3 protein-coding genes are annotated in these 2,115 nt (G+C 41.2%); all 3 read right to left on the reverse strand.

Annotated features, from left to right (window positions below):
- The coding region (locus GC101_RS22090) for a hypothetical protein (RefSeq protein ID WP_171719019.1) at positions 1-483 on the reverse strand (483 nt) is incomplete at its 3' end.
- A 408-nt stretch (positions 484-891) separates the two neighbouring features.
- Positions 892-1,290: a discoidin domain-containing protein gene (locus GC101_RS22095; protein WP_171719020.1), complete on the reverse strand. Its 399-nt coding sequence runs from the start codon at positions 1,288-1,290 to the stop codon at positions 892-894.
- A 267-nt stretch (positions 1,291-1,557) separates the two neighbouring features.
- The coding region (locus GC101_RS22100; protein ID WP_171719021.1) for a discoidin domain-containing protein at positions 1,558-2,115 on the reverse strand (558 nt) is incomplete at its 5' end.

The raw sequence follows: 2,115 nt of genomic DNA on the forward strand, positions 1-2,115 counted from the left end.
GTATTCTGTGTTATCCTTAGGAGCCACATAGATGGTATTATCATGCCATTGCCATGCACCGTTAGAGAATGAACGACTGGATTCATAAACAACACTCCTATTCCGGTCGGTTTCGATGATCGTTATATTTGCTTTTCCAACAGGTAGGGTGTATCTCATGAAGGCATTAATTGTATACGATTTGTCTTTTTGTATAGGAATTGGATTGGATAAAGCATACATATATGAATCCTTATCTCCGGTACCATTGTATAATCTGAAATGATAATTCCCTTCAGCTGGTTCATAGCTTTCTATTGAAGCGCTAGGTCCAACACTAGTCCCATTTCTCCAAACCGTTTCCCATAAATCTGGAAGTCTATTGTTATTTTGATCCTGCTCGAAGCCACCATTCATATTCACTTCTATTGGGTAAGAATATGCGTGATTAGCTCCTACTACTAATGTGGATAGAATAAGCAAAGACAAGAATAACTTTTTCAAAAAATCACTCTCCTACATAAAGATGAACAACAGTATTTCGCATACTCACTTCGAGTTAATCAATTCCCATTTTTGAGAACTCGTTCCGTTATCCGTATCTGCACCTTTGTTCCATTGATAGTATTGCCGGCATAAATATCCAGGGCCTTATTGCTGTTCACATTGATTAAATTATATTCTGAAGACTTACAGTTTAAATTCTTCTTCCCAATCAAGTTGCCGTTGTTGTCATACTGAAAGTTCACATATTTTCCTTCAGATAAACTCACCAGACTTAACGCTCCTGTCTTAGTGTAGGTATATTTCAAGGCCTCCGCTGTCTCGGAATTAACCATGATTAAGATGAGAACAGCTATAAATGGCTATATACTTTTTCATGAATATGCACCTCCAACTTTCAATAATAATTCACCAATTAGCACCAGCACCTGTAAGAGTAGCCTTTATCTCGCCCAACTGAAAATAGTAGTTCCCCATGTCATCTTTCCCAAGCTTTGTAACCAACACACGAATGTATCTAGCTTTCACTGAGCTACCAAAGTTGAATGTCTGGACAGAACCGTTGTTTATATAATTGCTGTACGTCTGGTTCGGGATATCTTTCCAGTTGACCGTATCTTCACTGGATTGAATGCTGAAATCCTTGGGAAAGGATAAGTTGGCTCGGGGAGTCAGGCTAATCCCTCCGACCATTTTCTGATCTCCCAGCCCCAACACGATCCATTCCGTTTCGGCCTCGCTGCCATGCTGTACGCTCGACCAATTAGTGGATGGGTTATTATCCGTCAGCTTCCTGGCCCCAGCCATCTATATTGGATGACGTGGCTACGGTTACGAGATTAGCTTTGATCTCACCTAACTGGAAGTAGTAACTCCCTAAATCATCTTTTCCCAGCTTGGTCGCATAAACCCGGATATATCTTGTTATTACAGAGCTACCAAAGTTGAAGGTCTGGACGGAACCGTTATTTACATAATTGCGATACGTCTGGTTCGGGATATCTGTTCAGTTGACCGCATCTTCACTGGATTGAATGCTAAAATCTTTTGGAAAGGACAGGTTGGCTCGGGGAGTCAGGCTAACCCACCGACCACTTTTTGGTCTCCCAGCCCCAATACAATCCATTCCGTTTCGCCCTCGTTGCCATGCGGGACGCTTGACCATTGAGTAAATGGGTTATTATCCGTCAGCTTGCTGGCTTCCCAGCCATCTATATTGGATGACGTGTAAATGTTGGACGAATTTATATTAAAATCAGCTAATTGAAAATAATAGTTCCCTTGATCATCAGTATTGAGTTTCGTTGCAAAAATTCTGATATACCTTGCTGCTACGCCGCTCCCAAAATCAAATGTCTGGACAGAACCGTTGTTAACGTAATTGCTGTACACCTGTCTATGAATGTCTGACCAAGTTATAGCATCATTGCTAAATTGGATTTTAAAGTCCTTGGGAAACGCCAATATAGATCGAGGGGTTAAACTAATTTGATTCACGATATTAACCCTTCCGAGATCGACAGCCGCCCATTCCACAGAATTTTCATTTCCGTTCACCTTGCTAGACCATACAGTCCCAGGATTGTTATCGCTCAGTTTATAGGCTTCCCACCCATTTAGCTTAGAAGAAGA

The organism is Paenibacillus phytohabitans, from assembly GCF_013141775.1.
In the GTDB taxonomy this organism is placed as follows: Bacteria; Bacillota; Bacilli; order Paenibacillales; family Paenibacillaceae; genus Paenibacillus_AQ; species Paenibacillus_AQ phytohabitans.

What these genes read in the sequence shown, in the direction of transcription:
- GC101_RS22095 (WP_171719020.1), bottom strand. Translation starts at nt 1,290, where the DNA reads ATGGCTGGGGCCAGGAAGCTGACGGATAATAACCCATCCACTAATTGG.